The organism is Streptomyces sp. NPDC033966, assembly GCF_055575955.1.
On sequence record NZ_JBVIRQ010000019.1, the window covers coordinates 58183 to 78210 of the forward strand.

General features: G+C 74.0%; 17 protein-coding genes and 2 pseudogenes. 10 read left to right on the forward strand and 9 right to left on the reverse strand.

The features are described from left to right. Positions 1-51 precede the first annotated feature (51 nt). The 4 genes from ACZ518_RS35180 to ACZ518_RS35195 all read right to left on the reverse strand — a co-directional run bounded on the left by ACZ518_RS35180 (position 52) and on the right by ACZ518_RS35195 (position 4098). Positions 52-1167 (reverse strand): AI-2E family transporter, encoded by a 1116-nt coding sequence (locus tag ACZ518_RS35180; RefSeq protein WP_469117095.1) that lies wholly within the window; start codon positions 1165-1167, stop codon positions 52-54. Positions 1168-1442: 275 nt separating this feature from the next. Further along, positions 1443-2732 (reverse strand): MFS transporter, encoded by a 1290-nt coding sequence (locus ACZ518_RS35185; protein ID WP_469117096.1) that lies wholly within the window; start codon positions 2730-2732, stop codon positions 1443-1445. Between the two features lie 48 nt (positions 2733-2780). Further along, a complete protein-coding gene (locus ACZ518_RS35190) occupies positions 2781-3140 on the reverse strand; it encodes a hypothetical protein (protein WP_469117097.1) in 360 nt (119 codons plus the stop codon). Positions 3141-3312: 172 nt separating this feature from the next. After that, positions 3313-4098, reverse strand: a complete 786-nt coding sequence (locus ACZ518_RS35195; protein ID WP_469117098.1) for an ATP-grasp domain-containing protein — start codon at positions 4096-4098, stop codon at positions 3313-3315. 172 nt (positions 4099-4270) lie between these two features. Here ACZ518_RS35195 and ACZ518_RS35200 point away from each other — a divergent pair, with 172 nt between their 5' ends. From ACZ518_RS35200 to ACZ518_RS35210, 3 genes are read left to right on the forward strand one after another with little or no spacing between them, the layout of a single operon-like run. Next, the gene (locus ACZ518_RS35200) at positions 4271-6055 is read left to right on the forward strand and encodes a bifunctional phosphatase PAP2/diacylglycerol kinase family protein (protein ID WP_469117099.1); all 1785 of its coding nucleotides are present in this window, start codon (positions 4271-4273) and stop codon (positions 6053-6055) included. 5 nt (positions 6056-6060) lie between these two features. Continuing rightward, the gene (locus ACZ518_RS35205) at positions 6061-7035 is read left to right on the forward strand and encodes a YihY/virulence factor BrkB family protein (RefSeq protein ID WP_469117100.1); all 975 of its coding nucleotides are present in this window, start codon (positions 6061-6063) and stop codon (positions 7033-7035) included. A 33-nt stretch (positions 7036-7068) separates the two neighbouring features. Continuing rightward, positions 7069-7860 (forward strand): phosphatase PAP2 family protein, encoded by a 792-nt coding sequence (locus ACZ518_RS35210; protein WP_469117101.1) that lies wholly within the window; start codon positions 7069-7071, stop codon positions 7858-7860. A 22-nt stretch (positions 7861-7882) separates the two neighbouring features. Here ACZ518_RS35210 and ACZ518_RS35215 read toward each other — a convergent pair whose 3' ends face one another. Together ACZ518_RS35215 and ACZ518_RS35220 are read right to left on the reverse strand one after the other, a co-directional pair. Further along, the gene (locus ACZ518_RS35215) at positions 7883-8767 is read right to left on the reverse strand and encodes a YihY/virulence factor BrkB family protein (RefSeq protein WP_469117102.1); all 885 of its coding nucleotides are present in this window, start codon (positions 8765-8767) and stop codon (positions 7883-7885) included. 272 nt (positions 8768-9039) lie between these two features. Then, a pseudogene (locus ACZ518_RS35220) lies at positions 9040-9294 on the reverse strand (FAD-dependent oxidoreductase); the annotation flags it as partial. 182 nt (positions 9295-9476) lie between these two features. Between ACZ518_RS35220 and ACZ518_RS35225 the strand changes: the two are divergent. Next, complete coding sequence (locus ACZ518_RS35225) at positions 9477-9932, forward strand: ATP-binding protein (RefSeq protein WP_469117103.1); 456 nt, start codon at positions 9477-9479, stop codon at positions 9930-9932. Positions 9933-10305: 373 nt separating this feature from the next. Here the strand turns inward: ACZ518_RS35225 and ACZ518_RS35230 are convergent, their stop codons facing one another. Continuing rightward, a complete protein-coding gene (locus tag ACZ518_RS35230; RefSeq protein WP_469117104.1) occupies positions 10306-10875 on the reverse strand; it encodes a PepSY domain-containing protein in 570 nt (189 codons plus the stop codon). Between the two features lie 260 nt (positions 10876-11135). On the opposite strand from ACZ518_RS35230, the gene ACZ518_RS35235 reads away from it, so the two are divergent. Further along, positions 11136-11438 carry a hypothetical protein gene (locus tag ACZ518_RS35235; RefSeq protein ID WP_469117105.1) on the forward strand — a complete coding sequence of 101 codons (303 nt, stop codon included), beginning with the start codon at positions 11136-11138 and terminating at the stop codon, positions 11436-11438. A gap of 236 nt (positions 11439-11674) precedes the next feature. Here ACZ518_RS35235 and ACZ518_RS35240 read toward each other — a convergent pair whose 3' ends face one another. Then, complete coding sequence (locus tag ACZ518_RS35240; RefSeq protein ID WP_469117106.1) at positions 11675-12499, reverse strand: bestrophin-like domain; 825 nt, start codon at positions 12497-12499, stop codon at positions 11675-11677. A gap of 310 nt (positions 12500-12809) precedes the next feature. Between ACZ518_RS35240 and ACZ518_RS35245 the strand changes: the two genes are divergently transcribed. Beyond that, positions 12810-13196: a DinB family protein gene (locus ACZ518_RS35245; protein ID WP_469117181.1), complete on the forward strand. Its 387-nt coding sequence runs from the start codon at positions 12810-12812 to the stop codon at positions 13194-13196. 30 nt (positions 13197-13226) lie between these two features. Here the strand turns inward: ACZ518_RS35245 and ACZ518_RS35250 are convergent. Then, a pseudogene (locus ACZ518_RS35250) lies at positions 13227-13608 on the reverse strand (hypothetical protein). 152 nt (positions 13609-13760) lie between these two features. Here ACZ518_RS35250 and ACZ518_RS35255 point away from each other — a divergent pair. From ACZ518_RS35255 to ACZ518_RS35270, 4 genes are read left to right on the forward strand one after another with little or no spacing between them, the layout of a single operon-like run. Then, a complete protein-coding gene (locus tag ACZ518_RS35255) occupies positions 13761-15245 on the forward strand; it encodes an aldehyde dehydrogenase family protein (protein ID WP_469117107.1) in 1485 nt (494 codons plus the stop codon). Positions 15246-15284: 39 nt separating this feature from the next. Next, a complete protein-coding gene (locus ACZ518_RS35260) occupies positions 15285-16817 on the forward strand; it encodes a GMC family oxidoreductase (RefSeq protein WP_469117182.1) in 1533 nt (510 codons plus the stop codon). After that, positions 16814-17884 (forward strand): quaternary amine ABC transporter ATP-binding protein, encoded by a 1071-nt coding sequence (locus tag ACZ518_RS35265; protein WP_469117108.1) that lies wholly within the window; start codon positions 16814-16816, stop codon positions 17882-17884. Before ACZ518_RS35260 ends, ACZ518_RS35265 begins: the two co-directional genes overlap by 4 nt. A gap of 52 nt (positions 17885-17936) precedes the next feature. Then, positions 17937-20027, forward strand: a complete 2091-nt coding sequence (locus tag ACZ518_RS35270; protein ID WP_469117109.1) for an ABC transporter permease subunit — start codon at positions 17937-17939, stop codon at positions 20025-20027. The last annotated feature ends 1 nt before the right edge of the window (position 20028 follow it).

A 20028-nucleotide genomic window follows, 5' to 3' on the forward strand; every position in this document is an offset into this window, starting at 1 on the left:
CCGGCCACACTGCGCCCCGGCACCCCCGGCGGACCCTTCGGCGGAGCGGTCCTATGAGGGGGCGGGGGCGGTGGGCAGCTCTTCGGCGGCCGCCGGATCGTGCGGCGGTTCGCCGAGCTGGTCGCGCAGGTAGTTCCAGACGACGGCGACCAGGGCGGCGGCCGGTACGGCCAGCAAGCTGCCCACGACGCCGGCCAGGTTGCCGCCCAGCGTGACAGCCAGCAGGACGACCGCCGCGTGCAGACCGAGACCGCGGCTCTGGATCATGGGCTGGAACACGTTGCCCTCCAGCTGCTGCACCACGACGATGATCGCCAGCACGATCAGCGCGTCCGTCAGGCCGTTCGACACCAGCGCGATGAGCACCGCCACCAGACCGGCGAACAGGGCGCCCACGATCGGCACGAACGCGGAGACGAAGGTCAGGACCGCCAGCGGCAGCACCAGGGGTACGCCGACGATCCACAGGCCCAGGCCGATGAACACGGCGTCCAGCAGGCCGACGAAGGCCTGGGACCGGACGAACGAGCCCAGGGTCTGCCAGCCGCGCCCGGCCACCTCCGGAACGTCGGTGGCGAGCCGGCCGGGGAGCTGGCGGGTGAGCCACGGCAGGAAGCGGGGGCCGTCCTTGAGGAAGAAGAACATCAGGAAGACCGACAGCACGGCGGTGACCAGGCCGTTGAAGATGGTGCTCACTCCCGTGGCGACGGTGGAGACCGCGCTGCCGACGCTGTTCTGGAGCCGGGCCACCGCGGCGTCGAAGGCGCCGGTGATCTGGTCGTTGCCGATGTTCAGCGGCGGCCCGGCAGCCCACTCGCGCAGCCGCTGGATGCCCTCGGCCACCCCGTCGACCAGTTCCCCCGACTGGGAGGCCACGGGAACCGCGATGAGCGCCACGATGCCGCCTGCCGCCAGGAGGAAGAGCACGGTCACCACGGAGGCGGCCAGAGCGGGCGGCCACCCCCGCCGACGCAGGAAGGCGGCCAGGGGCCAGGTCAGGGTGGTGAGGAGCAGGGCCACGATGAGCGGCCAGATGACCGACCACATCCTGCCCAGAACCCACAGCACCGCCGCCGCCATGACCAGGACCACCAGCAACTCGGCGGACACCCGTGCCGAACGCCGGAGGGCGGCAGCGGCTTTCGTGGAGCTCAATGTGACAGACATGGGCTCACCCTATTCACACGGCGTTCGGCCCCGGGCACCGCCGTTGACGGCCGGTAGCCCGGGCCCGGCCGGAGCCCGCGGCACCGTGAGCCGCCGTCAGCCGGGCCGGGGTCCGCCGCGTACCGGGCGGCCGTGGCGCGTAGCCACCGCCGGAACGCGACCGCGCTCGGACGTGACCACCTCCACCGTGGAAGAGGTCACCGGCGTGCCGGCCCGCACGTTCCGCTCGTGGGCACGGGAACACGCGGCCGGATTCCGCTGGACGTCTCCGGCCGTCAGCGGTCGAGGGGCCCGTGGGCGCTCTCCGGAAGCCGCAGGTACACCACCGAGGAGCACAGGCACAGTACGGCGACGTACCAGGGGAACAGCTCCGGCCTGCCCAGTTCTTGCAGCAGCGTGCCGATGTACGGGGCCGTGCCGCCGAAGAGCGCGACCGTCAGCGAGTACGGGAAGCCGATGCCGGCCGCCCTTACCCGGGCCGGGAAGACCTCCGCGTTCACGGCCGCCGAGACCGAGGTGAACCCGGTGAGCAGCACCATTCCGGCGCACTGGACGAGCAGCAGGGAGAGGAACGAGCCGTCCAGGGAGCGCAGCAGCGGTACGACGAGCAGGGCGAATCCGAGCCCGAAGAACAGCAGGGACGGCTTGCGTCCGAAACGGTCGGACAGCAGGCCGCCGACCGGCTGCAGCAGGGCGAAGAACGCCAGGGACAGCGTGCCGGCCAGCAGCGCGTCACGCTTGCCGATGCCGGTTTCGAGCTCGGCGTACGTCGGCAGGTACGAGGTCCACGTGTAATACGCGAGGGTGCCGCCGGCCGTGATGCCGGCGATCAGCAGCGAGGCGCGGGGGTGGTGCCGGAGCGCGTCGAAGAGCCCGGGGCGGGGGTCCGCGGCGGGCTGCGCGGCAAGGGTCTCCTCGGCGCCGCGCCGGATCCAGAATCCCGCGAGGCTGAGGACGGCGCCGAGCAGGAAGGGCACCCGCCAGCCCCAGCCGTTCATGGCGTCCTCGGGGAGCACGGCCACGAGCAGCGCGGCCAGGCCGGAGGCGGCGAGCTGGCCGATGGAGGTGGAGACGTACTGGAACGACGAGAAGAGGCCCCGGCGGCCGGGCCCGGCGGACTCCACGAGGAAGGTGGTCGACGCGGCGAACTCGCCGCCGACGGAAAGGCCCTGGAGCAGCCGCGCGGTGACGAGGACGACCGGGGAGAGCACGCCGACGGCCGCGTACGTGGGTGTGAGGCCGACCAGCAGGCTGCTGCCGCCCATGAGCAGGATGGTGACGGTCAGCGCGGTGCGCCGGCCCCGCCGGTCGGCGACCGCGCCCATCAGGAGCCCGCCGACCGGGCGCATGAAGAAGCCGACTGCGAAGACGGCGAAGGCGGAGAGCAACGGGACGAGGGAGTTGCCCGCGCCGGGCGGGAAGACCTGTCGTGCGATGTGGGTGGCGAGGAAGGTGTACGCGTACCAGTCGTACCACTCCACGGCGTTGCCGACGGAGGCGGCCAGCAGCTGGCGTAAGGGGTGGCGGCGGGGCGGGGCGGGGGTGTGCGTGGCCATTTCTGTCATGATCACGCTCTGCCCGCCGGAAGCGGCCCTTAGGCCGTGTCCTTCGGATCAGGCCGGATCAGGCCGGATCGGCCTGCCGGGTCCGCGGCGGCCCTTCTTCGCGCGGGCCGCCTCGCGCCTGCTGCGCTCCTGTTCCGCCCAGGCATCCGGGTCGATGCGCTTGCGGTAGACCTGTTCCGGTTCCGCCGAGCCCAGGTGCACGGTCCACACCGGTGGGTGACTTGCCCGGCAGGTCCCGGGAGGCCACGGCCCGCCGCACGGGGCGGGGTCGACGGGGTCCGCGTCCCGGTTGACGGCGCGGTGGCACCAGTCGCACAGCACTGTCGCGCGGGCGCCCGCGGCCTCGATGAGCCCGGCCGCGTCCTGGGCGGCTTCGAGCCAGTCGGGTTCCGTGACCGCGACCGGCACGCTGTCCAGCAGAAGTCTGCTGTTCCAAAGGCTGAGGCCGGGGCCGGTTCCGGGCGGCGTACGCGGGGCCCCGGGACCCGGGTGCCGTGTGTACCGGACGGCCGACGCCCCTCCCGCGGGCGGAGCGCGCCCGGGTTCCGGCCGGGAGCGCGCCGCCCTTCCCGGACTTCGGCTACCCCACCTCCGCCGTTCGCAGCAGGGCTCCGGGCATCAGGTGCGGCCGGTCGCGGCCCGTGACCGCGGCCATCGGGCCGGCGGCGCGGAGCACTGTGTCGAGGACGCGTTCCGGTTCGGCGGCGTAACAGTTGGCGAACCATGCCATGTTCGCCTCGACCACCGCCCAGCCGCCGACCGCGAGCCGGCCGATGTCCAGGCACACCGCGCTGGGCAGGCCGGCGGCCGTGGCGTCGAGGACCGTACGGCCGAAGGCGCGGCTCTCGGCGTCCAGCGGCGCCGGGTCGAGGCGTCCGCGGACGGCGTAGCGGCTCCCCGTGACGGCCTCGCCGTCGAGGACGAACAGCCGGTACTCCGCGGCGAACTCCACCACGCCGCTCACCAGGACCGGCGTGGAGCCGTCGAGCCCGCCGGGCAGGCTGGTCCCGTCCTCGTGGACAGCGGCGGGCAGTACGTCGATCTTGGCCGACGGCGGCTTCACGAAGGCCCGTTCCCGCAGCGTGCGGGCCTCGGTGAGGGTGGTGAGCCGTACGCGGCGCCGCAGGAGGGGGTCCGGTACGCGCGTCAGCCAGTCGTCGGCCGGTTCGAGCAGCCCGAGGCCCAGCGGGCCGGCAAGCCGTGCGGCCGCACGGGGACCGCCGTACCAGTGCACCCTGCGCCCTTCGGTGTTCGCCACCCGGTCGGTCACCTCGTAGCCGCGCCAGGCCGCTGCCCGGGCGAGGAGTTCGCCGGTGGAGGTTCGGGGTGCGGACAGGAACAGGACGGGTGGGGTACGGGCTTCCATGCCGGCGAGCCTAACGACCGCGGCCAGGACGGGATCCGTGACCTCCTCGACGGTTCGCGCCTTGACCGCCACCCGCAGGTCCCCGGCAGTGTCACCCCGGTCGAGACAGCCGGGCCGGCCGTGTGCCGTGAACGGCGCGCATGAGCGGGCCGTGGCGGGTTACACGGCCTCAATGAGACCTGAACGCGGCACCGCCGTGGCACCCGGCGGACCTTCCGTACTGCTGTTGCTGCCGGTGCAGGCGGCTCTGATGGCCGGTATCGGCCTGATGGTCACCGGCCCGCTCGCCGGCCGCTGGCCCGTGGCGGCCGAAGACGGCGTCAACCGGAGCCTGGCCGCGCACCGCGAGGGTCCCGTCGACTTCTTCACCGAGTGGCTGTCCCTGCTGGCCGGCACCCGGAGCGTCATCGCGCTCACCGCCCTCGCCGTCGTCGCCGTGCTGGCGTTCTCGCGGGGGCGGTGGCTTCGGGAGGCGCTGTTCCTGGGCGGGGCGGTCGCGGCGCAGGCCGCGGTCTTCCTGCTGGTCACCATGGTCGTGGAGCGCTCGCGTCCGGACGTGCCCCGCCTGGACCCCGCGCCGCCGACCTCCAGCTTCCCCTCCGGGCACGTCGGAGCGTCCGTGGCCCTCTTCGGCGGCCTCGCGGTCCTCGCGGTGCTCCGCCTGCGCGGGCCCCGGCGGTGGGCGGCCCACGCCGTGGTCGCGGGGCTTCTGCTGATTCCGCTGGCCGTGTCCTTCTCCCGGCTCTACCGGGGCATGCACCACCCCTCCGACGTGGTGGCGGGCCTGCTCAACGGCGCCTGCGTACTGCTCGTCATGGCGCACGCGCTGCTGCTGCCGGTCCCGCTTCCGGCCGCCCGTACCGCCCGTACCGCGCGTGCCGCCCGCGGCGCCGGGGCGGCACCCCGGCGGGCCGTGGTGGTGCGCCACCCGCACGGCTGCGGGGTGGAACTGGCCGGGCAGGTGCGGGAGGTGCTGCTCCGCCACGGTTACGCCGACCAGGTGTGGACGGAGACTTCCGCGCAGGACGCCGCGGGCGGCCTGGCGGGCCGGATCGGCGCGGAGGACACCGGCCTCGTCGTGGTCTGCGGCGGCGACGGCACCGTACGGGCCTGCGCCGGCGTGCTGGCCGGCACCGGCATCCCGCTCGCGGTCGTCCCCTGCGGCACCGGCAACCTGCTGGCGCGCAACCTGCGGCTGCCCGCCGATCCGGCCGCCGCTCTGGAGGCGGCCCTGTCCGGTGGGACCGCGCGGATCGACACGGCCCGGGTCGGGGGTGACGGGCTGGAGTCCACCCGGTTCACGGTCATGGCGGGCGCCGGCTTCGACGCCGCCATGGTCGGCGACGCCTCCGAGCGGGTGAAGGAGCGCCTCGGCTGGGCCGCGTACGCCCTGGCCGCCGTTCGCCACCTCGGCGACCCCCGGATGCGCCTGTCGATCCGGCTGGACGGGGGCCCGGCGCTGGAGCGCCGCGCCCGGATGGTCGTCATCGGCAACGTCGGCACTCTGCAGGGCGGACTGCCGTTGCTGCCCGAAGCGCGGCCCGACAGCGGCCGGCTGGAGGTGGTGCTGCTGGATCCGCGCGGTGCCCGCGGCTGGATCGCCGCGGTGGCCCACCTCGGGGCGCGCATGCTGCCCGGCCGGTCCCCGGGCGACCGCGGCGGCGCGCACGGCACGGTGGCCGGCGGGGCGCTGGAGTACTTCAGCGCCGAACGCGTCGGCATCCGCTTCGCCCTGCCCCAGCAGCGGCAGCTCGACGGCGACGTCTTCGGCCGCGGCAGGCGGCTGACCGCCGAGGTGGAGCCGGGCGGGCTGCGGATCTGGCTGCCGCCGCGCGCGCATCGGGAGCGGGAGCAGGAGCGGGAGCAGGAGCAGGAGCGGACGCGTGCGGCGGTGGACGCGGCACGGGCCGAGGCGGCCGGATCCGGCGGTCCGGCACACGACTTCGGCAGGGGGTGACGGTCGTGGGAACGGCGACACGGGTGCCGCAGCGCGGGGAGGTGGTGGCGGCCGAGGCGGAGGTGGAGGGCGAGGAACTGTCCGCCGAGGAAGCGGTGGCCGCGCTGCGGCGCTACGGCGGCTGGATCCTCGTACGGGACTCCTTCATCCGGTTCCGGTACGCCGACGGCTTCAGCCACTCCAGGGCGCTGGCCCTGCAGACGGTGCTGTCGATCGTCCCGCTGGCCATCGCCCTCGTCGGGCTGTCCGGCGCGCTGCACACCGAGGGCATCGGCCGGGTCGCGGAACTGACGATCCGCGGGCTGGCGAGCGGGCCGAGCCAGCAGGTGGTGGGCGACGCGCTGGCGCAGAGCCGGCTCCGGCCCGGGGACGGGAGCCGGCTCGCGCTCTGGCTCGGTCTGCTGTTCTCCGTCGTGAACGTCACCACCGCCCTCTGCCAGGTGGAGCGGGGCGCCAACCGCATCTACGGGACGGAACGCGACCGGCCGTTCCTGCGGAAGTACGGCCGCGGACTGGTCATGGCGGTGCTGGCAGGTCTGCCCCTCGGGCTGAGCTTCGCGGTCACCGTGCTCGGCACCCACCTGAACCGTGCCGTGGCCGAGGTGTACCACCTCGACGCGGGGACCATCCACGCCTGGGACATGCTGCGCTGGCCGTCGGGGGTGCTGCTGGCGCTGCTCGCCACCAGCGCCGTCTTCCGCCTCTCGCCCCGCCGCACCCAGCCCGGCTACACCTGGCTCGCCTTCGGGGCGTCGGTGTACCTGGTGCTGTGGCTGCTGGCGACGTGGGGCCTGAGCCTGTACGTGGGGGTCAGCGGCTCCTTCGCCACCGTGTACGGCCCCCTCAGCGCGTTCGTGGCGTTGCTCCTGTGGTCGTACCTGACCTCGATGGCCCTGTTCCTGGGGCTCGCCTTCGCCGCCCAGCTGGAAGCCGTACGGGCGGGGGTGAGGCAGCCGGTCATGGCGGATCCCGGCGTCTGAGCGCGAGGAACGAGGAAAGGAAGCACCACGGCCATGGCACGAATCCCGACCCGTGTCCGGCGTCTGTCCGGCCGGCTCGTCTCCGGTCTCCCGGGCCCCGACGCGCGGTTCGGCGCGCGGCTGCTGACGACGGTGGCGGCCACCGCCCTGGTGTCCGTGCCGTTCGCCCTCGCCCTGTTGCTGGTCGAATCGCGGTGGCCGCCGCTGGCCCGGCTGGACCGGGGGACGGCCGAGCGGCTGCACGCCGCCGCTCTGGAGCATCCCGCGTGGGTGCGGGTGCTCGGCGCCCTGACGGACGTGGTCTGGGATCCGGTGACGCTGCGGCTGCTGGTGGCGGTGCTGGTGGTGTGGCTGCTCCTACGGGGTGCGCGGCGGCTGGCGCTGTGGGCGGCCGTCACCGCGACGGCGGGGGGCCTGCTCGGCCTCCTGGTGAAGGAGGTGGTGGCGCGGGCGCGGCCGCACCTGTCCGACCCGGTCGCCCACGCGCCGGGGTTCTCCTTCCCTTCCGGGCACGCCATGACGGCCACCACGTCCTGTGCCGTGCTGCTGCTGGCGCTGCTGCCGCTGGTGCCGCGGCGGCTGCGTCCCCTGGCGTGGGTGCTCGCGGCGGTGTCGGTGGTGGGCGTGGGTTACACCAGGGTGGCGCTCGGCGTGCACTGGGTGAGCGACGTGGTCGGGGGCTGGTTGCTCGGTCTGGCGGTGGTGACGGCGACCACCCTGGCCTTCGAGGCCTGGCGGGCGGATGTCGGGCGGCGCCGTACGTCGCCCGCCCAGGGGCTGGAGCCGGAGATCCGCTCCGGGCACCCGGAGCCGCCGGGGGTCTGACGCACCGGCCCCGCCCCGCCCGCTACCCGCGCCTGCTCCCCCGCCGGACGAGCACCGCGTTGAACTGCGCTCCCGTCAGCAGTGCGAGGTTGGCGACCCACAGCCACACCAGGAACACCACGGCGCCGGCCAGGGAACCGTAGAGCCTGTTGTACGTGCCGGATTCGGCATAGAGGGTGAACAGGCCGGAGGCGCAGAGCCACAGCACGGCCGCCAGCGCACCGCCCGGAAGGCACCGGCGCGTTCCGCGGGCCTCGCGGGGGCCGGTCCGGTAGAGGATGAGGATCAGGGACGAGACGACCAGCAGGAGCACCGGCCACCGCAGGAGTGTCATCGTGTCGCTGCCCGCGTGGCCGGCGGCCGCCGCGAGCCGGCGGACCACGGGTCCGGTCACGACGAGGCTCCCCGCACCGGCCACCAGCAGCGCCAGCAGGGCGGCGGCCGTGAGGAGGAGGACGTGTGCCGCGCGCAGGGGCGGGCGCGTGTCCGGCAGCCGGTGCATCGCGTGGAGCGCGCGCCGGAACACCGCCAGGTAGCTGGAGGCCGACCAGAGCGCGCTCATGATGCCGCCGCAGAGCAGGATCCACAGGGAGGACGGCTGCGCGGTGAGGCCGTACAGCGCCTCCCGGAGCACCTGCGCCGACTGGGGAGGGGCGTAGGAGGTGAGATCGACGATCAGGCGCTCCCGGGTGCCGTCATCCGCCAGTCCGGCCAGTGAGACCGAGACGAGGAGGGCGGGTACGAGCGCCAGGACCGCGTAGTAGGTGAGGGCCGCGGCGTGGTCGGCGACGTTGTCGTGCCAGAGCCGGGCCGCGGTGTCGCGCAGGGCCTGCCGAAGCCGTTTGACGGAGGTGAGGAACCGGTTCGCCGGGGTGCTCCGGTGCGTGCGGAGAGTGTTCGCTGCCACGGTGCGCTCCTGCCCGGCTGGGGCGTCCTCATCCTGCGCGGTGCCCTTGCGGGGGCCGGGAGGTCCTATCCCGCCGTCCGCCGGCCGGCTGCGCGCAGTGCCGCGGTGCGGGCCCTCACCTGATCGGCGGACGGGTAGGTGTCCGTGCACTCGAACTGCCGCAGGTTCGGCGGGCTGGGCCCCCGTCCTGACGAAGTCGTCGCCGGCCATCGCGTTGAGCAGCCAGTTGGTCAGGACGCGGGTCTTGGCGACGTTGGTGCGCAGCGCCGACCAGTGAGCCGCTGGAGGCAGGCGGCCGTCTCCGTGCCGGCGTAACCGCCGCCGACCACCATGAAGCACAGGCCTGCGGCCCGTTCCGCCTCGTCCTCGCTCGCGTCGGCCAGGTCGAGCTGGGAGATGACGTGGTCGCGCAGGTACGCGGCTCCAGCCAGGGTCTTCATGCCGCGGGCGTGCTCGGTGAGGCCGGGGATGTCGAAGGTGCGGGTGATGCTGCCGGGGGCCAGTACGAGGTGGTCGTACGCGTGTTCCGTCTCGGGCCTGCCAGGTCATTCCGCCCCTGCCCCGCCGGCGCCGGTCTGCACCTGAAACGTCCGCGGGGGGAGCGGTCGGCCGCCGGTTCGGGGGTTTCGTCCGGAGCCCGGCGGAAACACGCGAAGACGACGAACAGGCCGAAGAGGTACCGGTCCCGTCGACTGGAGGGTGGAAGGCCGTGGCGGTTCGAGCGGTGGGCTGGGCCCGGTCGTTTCCCGTCCACCGGGGGGTCCGGGAGGCCCGCCGGTGGTGTCTGTCCCATCTGAACGCCCTGCCGTGGGCCGCGGACGCCCCCGACACGGTGCACTCCGTCCTGCTCACGGTCTCCGAGTTGGTCACCAACGCCCACGTGCACGCCCGGAGCAGTGCCCACCTCGTACTGACCTGGGACGGCAGCTGTGTGCACGTCAGCGTGGCGGACGACGACCCGCGGATACCGGCCCCCGGGCCGGCTTCCACCCGGACCACCTCGGGCCGGGGCCTCGCCATCGTCGACGCCCTCGCCGACCGGTGGGACGCCCACGCCTTCCACGGCGGCAAGACGATCACGGCCTGCTTCCGTCCGCCGGGGAAGCACTCCCCGCACGGGCGGACCGGCGATGACGCCGGGAAGCCGCCGTCCGGACGCCCCTGAAACGACGGGGCGGCCGCCTCCGATGCCGCCCTGGCCGGGCGGCGCGGCTACGCTGGAAGAGCGGCCGGCCAGGTGAGCGGCCTTCCGGCCGCCGGGCCCGGTCGTGAGCGTCTCCTCCCCCTCAGCAGGCGCCCGCTCCGGGCCTCGGGCCGCCCTGGCGGCCCGCCGCCGGCCGGCATGCTGCGCGGCTGCCGGAGCCGGGCGGCGACAGCCGGTAGAACCGGGGCGGATCTGCCGGGACGGCGCAGGTAGAGACCCACGACCGCTGCTTCACCTTCGCCGCCAACGGCAACCCACTCCTGAGGCGACGCTGCCGGACACACGTAACAGGAGCCGCGGCCCGGCCCGGGCGCGGCTCCTGTCACGCCGGGGGTCAGCCGTTGTCGTAGTCGTCGTCCGAGTCGGACCGGGCGGTTACCTTGCCGGTCGTGGCGTCCACGGCGCCGTCCCAGGTCTTGCCGTCGGAGCCCTTCACCTCGACGTGCCAGGACGCCGCCTTGCCGTTGTCGTCGTCGGAGTTCCACTCGACGCCCCACGCCTCGCCCGGGTGGGCCGCGACGGCGGCCTTGAGGGCCTGCTCGGCGGTGACCTTGGCGGCCAGCAGGTCCTTGTGCTCGCCTTCGTCCTGGTCGGTGTCGACGTTCTCCCGGGTCACCTTGCCGGTCGCCGCGTCGACCTTCAGCTCGGCGTGGCCCTTGCCGTCCTTGGTGATCACGTCCGCGTGCCAGACGTTGGCTTCGCGGTCGAGGGACTCGATCACCCCGGGGTAGTCCTTCAGGGCCGCGGCGGCGGCCCCCTCGGCCGTGGTGTCGGCCAGGGGCGCGGCGGCGGCCGCTGGAGCCGTCCGTACCGCGTCGGCGGGCGCCGCGACGGCGGCGGCCGCGGGGCCGCAGGCGAGCAGGACCACGGCCGCGGCCGCGGAGACGTACACGTTGCGCTTCATGGGCTCGACCTCCTCAGGCCGGCCAGGACCGCATACCTGCGGTTGCCCGGGGCGGGCGGGCCGGCAGCGAGCGTTCCCGCCCATTGTCCGGCCGGTCCCCGGCTTCCGCCCCCGGAGCTCGGTGGGCGGGCGCCCAGACCTTGCCGCGGTTGCCGCACAGGGGCTCCGGTGCGGGGCGAACCTGTGCACGGGCGCTGAAGCGGGGCGCTTGCCGGACCGTCCGCGGGGTAGGGGCGTCCACGGGAAACGGAAGGGGGGCCATGTCGGACGAAACCGAGACCGTTGTCGAGGCGGAGCTTGAACCGCACGAGCCGTCGCCGGGTGAGGTCGAGGCCCGCAACCGGGTACGGGCCGAAGCCGAGGGCATGACCCACCATCAGGCAGCGGCCGCGCTGGCGCGCGTCATGGACTCCGTCGGCAGTGCGGCTGAAGCCGACCCATCCACGCGGGCGGCGCTGGCGGAATGGCATCGCATCACCGGCCTCCTCGCCGGCCACGGCGGGCCCTACGCCCCCGAGGCCGACCCCTACGCCCAGGGCCAGCTGACCGCGCGCCGGCGCTGACCAGCGTCGACTCCGCCACCGCCCTCGGATGCGCGATCGAGTCACGGCACCGGCATCACCACTCATGATCCCAGTGGTCGTCAGCCCGGCGACTTCCACGGACCGCTGTTCGCACTCACGGAAGCCAGCAGCCGCGTCTTCGACGCCTTCGTGGCACGCAACGCCCGGCCGGACGGCAGGTCGCCCTTGGTGCCCGCCTCGGTGCGCCGGCTCCCCGAGAAGTCCGGGGAGCGGGACTACGACGAGTCCCGCGTGCGGATGCCGTTCGCGTCACAGGGCAGCGGGTGGCCCGGGTGGTCGCCGGCGAAGTCCTCCGCGATGTCGGCCGCCGCGTCGGCCATGGCGTCGCCGGAGATCAGGATCTGCCCGGAGAAGGGCTTGTCGATGTCCTCGATGAGGAGCAGGGATCCCGTGAGCAGCCCGGCGAGGACGAAGAGCAGGACGAAGTGCGAGGCCCCGCGCCCGCGCGGCAGCCCGAACGCGAAGGCTCCGACCGTGGCGGCCAGCGAGATCACCATGAACCAGTAGACGATGCCCGGGATCGCCGGAGTGGCCTCGGAGAGCCGGTCCTGGCGGGCGACGGAGCGCTCGTCGTCCGCCTGCACCAGGAGCTCGAAGGTGCTGTCGTCCTTCCGGGCGAGCTCCTTGAAGTGCGTCCGGAAGTCGGTGGACCACACCGACGCCTCGGGAGCCTTCCTCCCCGTGTCCATCATCGCGGGCCACTCGTAGACCGTGATCGCGCGGGCGTAGCAGACGGCCGCGCCCTGCAGTCGCTCCCGCTGGGGCTCGGGGGCGTAGTCGGCCACCTCGTACAGCTGGTCCACCCGGTGCGCTTCGGCCCCGGCCGCCGCTTCGGCCGAGCCGTACGACTCCGCCGCCACGACGATCACGAAGGCCACCAGCAGCACCGCCAGGGTTTCCAGAGGACTGATCAGATCACTGATCGAGGGCTCCTCCTCGTCCGTCCCGGCAGCCGCGTGGCGCCGGCGCCGCAGGTGGTTGGCGAACAGGCCGGCGGCGAGCGCGGCGGCCATGACGGCGATCGTGATCGTGGTGAGCATGAGCGCGGCCCCCGGGTCGGCGGTCGGTCGTACCGTGTCTCAGACCCCCACCCCACCACAGCCGCCACGCATCGGCACGCACCGGCACACCGGCTCCGCCGCACGGCCCAAGCCCTGGAGGCACGGCGTCGCCGCCCCGGCCGCCACCGCCAGTTGACGCCGTCAGGGCACGGACGGTTGTTAACGTGGGTGCGTGACGGCTTGCGCGGAATGCGGCTTCGAGTACGACCTCGCCCTGGCTCCTGGAGTCTCAGGACTCGCCAGGGGCCATGCACGCGATTACGCGGACCTGCTGAGCGCCGAACCGTCGGTGCTGCGGCGGCGTTCCACGCCGCAGGTCTGGTCACCTCTCGAGTACGCCTGTCACGTGCGCGACGTGCTGCTCGTCCAGCGCGAGCGGGTGATGGCCGCACGGCGCCGTGATACGCCGGTCGCCGAGCCGATGGGGCGCGACGAGCGGGTCGAGTACGACGGATACGCCCTGCAGGAGCCCGCCGATGTGGCGCGCCAACTGCAGGACGCGGTCGTCCTGTTCACCGGTGTCCTCGACCGGCTGTCTCCGTCGGACTGGGAACGCACGCTGGTGTACACCTACCCTGAGCGCGAGGAACGCACCCTGCGCTGGGTCGCCGTGCACACCCTCCACGAGCTACGGCACCACCTGCTCGACATGGGCCGCCAGCTGGAACAGCCGTAGCGGGCCCCGCCGTCCGGGTGGGCCGGTGGCTCACTTCAGGTGCCGCTCCAGGAAGCGGCACCCGTCCTCCAGCTCGAACCACGGGGTTCCGGTGTGCCCTCCCGGATCGGCGTGCAGCGTCTTCTCCTCGCCGCCGAAGGCCTCGAACAGGTCCAGGGCCCGTTGCCGGGGGTTCCCCTCGTCGTCCCACCGCAGCAGGAACAGCAGCGGAACGGTGACCCGCCGGGCCTCCTCCCGCTGGGCACGGGGCACGTAGCCGCCCGCGAGGAATCCGGCGGAGGCCGGCGCGGCCCTGCTCGCCGGCGCCGGAACGGGGGCGGTCACCGCACCCGGCGGCGTCGACGGTGGCCACCGCGAAGCCGCGGGCCGCCGTGGTCTCCCACCGGTTTCCGCCACGGCTCCGCGGCCGTATGCCACCCGTGCAATCGGAAACGGCTCTTCGGCGTGACTCCCGTCACTTCCCGTAACGGAAGGGGCATGTGTGCCGAGCCGCGGGGCAAGCGGGCCGAAAGCAACACGCATCGCGGGCGAGCCGCGGTGTCGGAAGCGGAGGTACAGCGCGTCGTGTCGGAGCAGAGAACCATCCACATCGCCGGGACCTGGCGGTCCGCGGTCTCAGGGGCCACCCGTGAGGTCCTGGACCCGGCGGACGGGAGCGTCCTCGCGGTCGTCTCCGAGGGCGCCGCCGCGGACGCCGACGCCGCCGTCCGCGCCGCGCGCGCCGCCTTCGACGGCGGCGAGTGGCCCCGTACGCCCGTCGCGGAGCGTGCCGCCGTGCTGCGCCGCACCGCCGAGCTGCTCCAGCGCAACCGGGAATGCCTGGCGCTGCTGGAGAGCCGGGACACGGGCAAGACGCTGGAAGAGGGCCGGGTGGACGTGGACTGCGTCAGCGACGCCTTCCGCTATTTCGCGGACCTGGTCATCGGTGAGAGCGCCGGGCGCGTGGTCGACGCCGGCTCCCCCGACGTCCACAGCGTCGTGGTCCACGAGCCGGTCGGCGTCTGCGCGCTGATCACCCCCTGGAACTACCCCTTGCTCCAGGCCAGCTGGAAGATCGCCCCCGCCCTCGCCGCGGGCAACACCTTCGTCCTCAAGCCGAGCGAGATCACCCCGCTGTCCACGGTGGAGCTGGTCCACCTGCTGGCGGAGGCCGGTCTGCCGGCCGGTGTCGCCAATCTGGTGACGGGTGCCGGTGACCCCGTCGGCGCCCGCCTGTCCGAGCACCCCGATGTCGACCTGGTCTCCTTCACCGGCGGCCTCGCCAGCGGTACGAAGGTCATGCGGGCGGCCGCCGACTCGGTCAAGAAGGTCGCGCTCGAACTCGGCGGCAAGAACCCGAACGTGGTCTTCGCCGACGCCTGCGCCACCGCCGAAGGCTTCGACACCGCCGTCGACCAGGCCCTCAACGCCGCGTTCATGCACAGCGGCCAGGTCTGCTCCGCCGGCTCCCGGCTCGTCATCGAGGACCGCGTGGCCCAGCGCTTCGTGGCCGAGCTCGCCCGCCGGGCCGACCGGATCCGCCTCGGCCGCGGCACCGACCCGGGCGTCGAGTGCGGCCCCCTGGTCTCCGCGGCCCAGCTGGCGCGGACGCAGGAGTACGTGGACTCCGCCCTCGCCGAGGGTGCCGTGCTGCGCGCCGGCGGTTCCCGCCCGGACGGGCCCGGCTGGTTCTACCGGCCGACGGTGCTGGACCAGTGCCACCGGGAGATGCGCGTCGTGCGGGAGGAGGTCTTCGGGCCCGTGCTGACCGTCGAGACCTTCCGTACGGAGGACGAAGCGGTCGCGCTCGCCAACGACACCGAGTACGGGCTCGCCGGCGCGGTGTGGACCGCCGACCCGGGCCGCGCCCGCCGGGTGGCGGGCCGGCTGCGCCACGGCACCGTCTGGATCAACGACTACCACCCCTACCTGCCGCAGGCCGAGTGGGGCGGCTTCGGGAAGTCCGGCACCGGACGCGAGCTGGGCCCGGCGGGTCTGGCCGAGTACCGCGAGGCCAAGCACGTGTACCAGAACCTCGCTCCGCGCCCCGTGCGCTGGTTCGCGGGCTGAAGGAGGAGGAGAACCATCAACGCGAACGCGAACACGGACATCACCGAGTACGAGTACGACTATGTCGTGGTCGGCGGCGGAACCGCCGGCTCCGTCATCGCCTCCCGCCTGACCGAGGACCCCGGCACCACCGTCGCAGTGATCGAGGGCGGCCCCAGTGACGTCGACCGGCCCGAGGTGCTCACGCTGCGCCGCTGGATGGGCCTGCTCGGCGGCGAGCTCGACTACGACTACCCCACCACCGAGCAGCCGCGCGGCAACTCCCACATCCGTCACAGCCGCGCCCGCGTCCTCGGCGGCTGTTCCTCGCACAACACCCTCATCGCCTTCAAGCCGCTGCCGTCCGACTGGGACGAGTGGTCGCAGGCGGGTGCCGAGGGCTGGCACTCCGCCGCCATGGAGCCGTACTTCGACAAGCTCCTCAACAACATCGTCCCGGTGGCGGAGAAGGACCGCAACGCCATCGCCCGCGACTTCGTCGACTCCGCGCGGGCGGCCCTGGACGTACCGCTCGTCGAGGGCTTCAACCGCAAGCCGTTCCACGAGGGCGTCGGCTTCTTCGACCTCGCCTACCACCCGGAGGACAACAAGCGCTCGTCCGCCTCGGTGGCGTACCTCCACCCCGTGCTGGACGACCGCCCCAACCTGCGGCTCTTCCTCGAGACCTGGGCGTACCGCCTTGAACTCGACGGTGCCCGGGTGCGCGGGGTGCACGTCCGGTCGCAGGACGGCACGCCGTCCCTGATCACCGCACGCCGGGAGGTCGTGGTCTGCGCGGGCGCCGTGGACACCCCGCGCCTGCTGCTGCACTCCGGCATAGGCCCGCGCGCCGACCTGGAGGCCCTGGGCATCCCCGCGGTGCACGACCTGCCCGGGGTGGGCGAGAACCTGCTCGACCACCCGGAGTCGGTGATCGTCTGGGAGACCGGGGGACCGATCCCGGAGAACTCGGCGATGGACAGCGACGCCGGGCTCTTCGTGCGGCGCGACCCGCAGTCCCAGGGACCCGACCTGATGTTCCACTTCTACCAGGTGCCCTTCACCGACAACCCGGAGCGCATCGGGTACGAACGCCCCGCGCACGGGGTGTCGCTGACCCCCAACATCCCCAAGCCCCGCAGCCGCGGCCGCCTCTACCTGACCAGCGCGGACCCCGAGGTCAAACCCGCCCTGGACTTCCGCTACTTCACGGACGAGGACGACTACGACGGCCGCACCCTCGTGGACGGCATCAAGCTCGCCCGGGAGATCGCCGCGACCGAGCCACTGGCCGGCTGGCTGAAGCGGGAGGTCTGCCCGGGGCCGGAGATCACCGGCGACGAGGCGCTGAGCGCGTACGCCCGGTCGGTCGCCCACACCGTCTACCACCCGGCGGGCACCTGCAAGATGGGCGCCCCCGACGACCCCACCGCCGTCGTGGGACCCGACCTCCGGGTGCGCGGCCTCGACGGCATCCGGATCGCGGACGCTTCCGTCTTTCCGACGATGACCGCCGTGAACCCGATGATCGGGGTCCTGATGGTGGGCGAGAAGGCCGCCGAGCTGCTGTCTGCGGAAGGCGGTGCCCGGTGAACGCCACCCCTGTCGAAGAACCCGTCTTCTCGGTCGAGGGCCTCTGGAAGGTCTTCGGCCCCAAGGCCGCGGCCGCGAAGGTCCCCGGTTCCGATCACGCCGCTCTGCCGGCGGCGGAACTGCGCGAGCGCACCGGCTGCACGGCAGCCGTCCGCGACGTCACGTTCGACGTCCGCAAGGGCGAGGTGTTCGTGGTGATGGGCCTGTCCGGCTCGGGCAAGTCCACCCTCGTACGGTGCCTCACGCGGCTGATCGAGCCCACGGCCGGGACCCTCGCCCTCGACGGCGAGGACGTCCTCGCGATGGACCCCGGCCGGCTGCGCGAACTGCGCCGCCACCGGGCCGCCATGGTCTTCCAGCACTTCGGCCTGCTCCCGCACCGCAGCGTCCTGGACAACGTCGCCTACGGCCTGGAGATCCAGGGCGTGGGCCGCGCCGAGCGCCGCGCGAAGGCTGCCGAGGTGGTCGAGAAGGTCGGGCTCGCCGGGTTCGAGGAGCGCCGCCCCGGCGAGCTGTCGGGTGGCCAGCAGCAGCGCGTCGGGATCGCCCGGGCCCTGGCCGCCGACCCCGAAGTGCTCCTGTTCGACGAGCCGTTCAGCGCGCTCGATCCGCTCATCCGGCGCGAGATGCAGGACGAGGTGGCGCGCCTCCACCACGAGGAGGGCCGCACCATGGTCTTCATCACCCACGACCTGGCCGAGGCGCTGCGCCTGGGCGACCGCATCGCGCTGATGCGGGACGGCCGCATCGTGCAGCTCGGCACGCCCGAGGAGATCGTCGGCTCGCCGGCCGACGACTACGTACGGGACTTCGTCCGCGACGTCCCGCGCGAGCGGGTCCTCACCGTACGCAGTGCGATGCGGCGCGCCGACGGCGACGACGCCGGGCAGGGCCCCGCCCTGGCCCCCGCCACGACCGTGGCCGACGCCATCGAGGCCGTCGTCCGCAGCGGTGGTCCGGTCCGGGTCGTCGACGGCGGCCGGTGCCTGGGTGTGGTCGACGAGGCAGGACTGCTCGCGGTGGTGGCGGGGCTCCCGGCCGCCACCGGGCGGGAGGCGGCGGCATGAACGGCACCGACCGACCCGCTGTCCCCGTACCCGGCACCGGGAGGTGGTGCGGATGACCGCGGCCACGGCCCCCGCACGCGAACCCTCCCGGCCGGGCGGCCCGCAGTCGCCCGGCCGGTCCGGCGCCCCGGAGCGCGCCGCCGCCGGCCGCCCCGCAGCGGCGGCGGACGCGGCGGCCGGATCCGGAGCGCCCGTGCGCCCGCGCGGCGGCCCGGTCCTGTCCGGGCTCCGTCCGGGCCGCGGACTGCTCCTGCCCCTCGCCGTAGCCGCCGTGCTGATCGCGCTCGCCGTCGCCCTGCCGGCCTCGGGCAGCTGGCCCGCGGCCCTGGCCGTGGACCTGTCGGGCCCGCTCGGCCGGGCCGGTGACTGGATCATCGGCCACCGGGACAGCCATCCGGTGTTCCTCTACTTCCTCGGGCACGTCAGCAACGCCGTGGTCGTGTCCGTCCGGGCCGTCTACGTCGTCCTGCTCGCCGCGGGCTGGACCGGCGTGACCGCGCTGGCCGCCCTGGTGGCCTGGCGCCTGGCGGGCCTGCGCCTCGCCCTGACCTGTGCCGCCGCCTTCGCCGCGTGCGGGCTGCTCGGCATGTGGGTGCCGACCATGCAGACCCTCGCGCTGATGGTCGTGGCCGTCGCCGCCTCCGTCGCCGTCGGCGGGATGCTCGGTCTCGCCGCCGGGCTCTCCGCACGGGCCGCCCGCGTCCTGCGCCCCCTGCTCGACACCATGCAGATCCTGCCGGCGTTCGCGTACCTGCTGCCGATGGTGCTGGTCTTCGGCATCGGCGTGCCCGCCGCCGTGCTGGCCACGGTCGTGTACGCCGCCCCGCCGATGGCGCGGCTGACCGCGCTCGGGCTGCGCGAGGCCGACGCGGGGGTGCTGGAGGCCGCCGCCTCGCTCGGCGCGACGGGCCGCCAGCGGCTGCTGACCGCCCGGCTGCCGCTGGCACGCGGGCAGCTCATGCTGGGTGTCAACCAGGCCGTCATGACCGGCCTGTCGATGGCCGTGATCGCCTCCGTGATCGGCGCGGGCGGCCTCGGAGACCGCGTCTACCAGGCGCTCGCGTCCGTCGACGTCGGTGCCGCACTGGCCGCGGGCATCCCCATCGTGCTGCTCGCCGTCGTCCTCGACCGCACCGCCGAGGCGGCGGGCCGCCGGATCGGCGCGGCCGACGTCCCCGTGCGCGGCGCGCGGCAGCTGCTGCTGAAGGTGTTCGACGGCTGGTACGGGTGGCTGCTCACCGTCCTCGTGGCGGTGGCGGCCGGTGTGGCCGGGCGCATCGCGGGCACATCGCTGTGGCCGGCGTCCTGGACGGTGTCCATCGCCGAGCCGGTGAACGCGGCGGCCGCCTGGATGACCTCCCACCTCTACTCCGGGGTGCCCGTCGTCGGGGGCAGTGCCGACTGGGCCGCCCGGTTCACCGGCTGGGTCCTCGATCCCCTGCGCAGCGGCCTCCAGGCCGCACCGTGGTGGCTGCTCCTGCTGCTCGCCGGGGCGATCGCCCTCGTCGTGAGCACCTGGCGCGCCGCGCTCACCGCCGTGCTCGCCCTGGCGGGGGTCGGCGTACTCGGTGTGTGGGAGGCCTCCCTCGACACGTTGTCGCAGGTCCTCGCCGCCGTCGCCGTGACCCTCGTGGCCGGGTTCGCGATCGCGGTGGCCGTGGCCGGCAGTGCCCGGGCGCAGCGGCTGCTGCGTCCCGTGCTCGACGTCTGCCAGACACTGCCGCAGTTCGTCTACCTCATCCCCGTGGTCGCGCTGTTCGGGGTCGGGCGGGCACCGGCCGCGGCCGCCGCGGTCGTGTACGCGCTGCCGGCGGTGATCCGGATCACCACGCAGGGCCTGCGCGAGGTGGACGCGGCGTCGCTCGAATCCGCCCGCTCGCTGGGCGCGACCCGTTGGCAGCTGCTGTGGCAGGTCCGGCTGCCGCTCGCCCGGCCGGCGTTGCTGCTCGCCGTCAACCAGGCCGTGGTCCTGGTCCTCGCCGTCGTCATCATCGGCGGCCTGGTCGGCGGTGGCGCGCTCGGTTACGACGTCGTCCTCGGTCTGGCGCAGGGCGACCTGGCCACCGGCCTCGTCGCGGGCACCGCGATCGTGTGCCTCGGCCTGCTGCTCGACCGTGTCACCCAGCCCGCGAAGGAGGCCTGAG

Coding starts and splice junctions, on each gene's coding strand:
- ACZ518_RS35210 (WP_469117101.1), top strand. CDS start 7,069: ATGGCACGAATCCCGACCCGTGTCCGGCGTCTGTCCGGCCGGCTCGTC.
- ACZ518_RS35195 (WP_469117098.1), bottom strand. CDS start 4,098: ATGGAAGCCCGTACCCCACCCGTCCTGTTCCTGTCCGCACCCCGAACC.
- ACZ518_RS35200 (WP_469117099.1), top strand. CDS start 4,271: ATGAGACCTGAACGCGGCACCGCCGTGGCACCCGGCGGACCTTCCGTA.
- ACZ518_RS35180 (WP_469117095.1), bottom strand. CDS start 1,167: ATGTCTGTCACATTGAGCTCCACGAAAGCCGCTGCCGCCCTCCGGCGT.
- ACZ518_RS35235 (WP_469117105.1), top strand. CDS start 11,136: ATGTCGGACGAAACCGAGACCGTTGTCGAGGCGGAGCTTGAACCGCAC.
- ACZ518_RS35230 (WP_469117104.1), bottom strand. CDS start 10,875: ATGAAGCGCAACGTGTACGTCTCCGCGGCCGCGGCCGTGGTCCTGCTC.
- ACZ518_RS35240 (WP_469117106.1), bottom strand. CDS start 12,499: ATGCTCACCACGATCACGATCGCCGTCATGGCCGCCGCGCTCGCCGCC.
- ACZ518_RS35185 (WP_469117096.1), bottom strand. CDS start 2,732: ATGACAGAAATGGCCACGCACACCCCCGCCCCGCCCCGCCGCCACCCC.
- ACZ518_RS35270 (WP_469117109.1), top strand. CDS start 17,937: ATGACCGCGGCCACGGCCCCCGCACGCGAACCCTCCCGGCCGGGCGGC.